The organism is Achromobacter sp. SIMBA_011, from assembly GCF_046535435.1.
Classification (GTDB): domain Bacteria; phylum Pseudomonadota; class Gammaproteobacteria; order Burkholderiales; family Burkholderiaceae_B; genus Achromobacter; species Achromobacter dolens.
This window is the reverse complement of the sequence record NZ_JAWRWN010001039.1, coordinates 1-245: the sequence shown is the minus strand read 5'-3', so window position 1 is coordinate 245 and position 245 is coordinate 1. Positions and strand designations below refer to the sequence as shown.

Annotated in this window: 1 pseudogene; it reads right to left on the bottom strand. The window is 66.1% G+C overall.

The features are described from left to right. Positions 1 to 245 (bottom strand): annotated as a pseudogene (locus tag SB816_RS34185) (MFS transporter); the annotation flags it as partial.

Genomic DNA, 245 nt, shown 5'->3' with positions numbered 1-245 from the left:
GATGCGAAGCGGCGGACCGGCTCGTCGGCGAGCGACACCATCAGGCACGCGATGAACGGCACGGTCAGCGCCGCGTTCTGCCAGAACAGCCAGCGCCAGCTCAGGTGTTCGCTGTACCAGCCTTCGAGCGTGGCCGACAGGTTCAGCGACATCTCGAGATTCATCGCGTACGCGGCAATGCCGAACGGAATCAGCCGCGGCGGCAGCGTGCGCACGACGAAGCCGATCGTCAGCGGGACGAACAC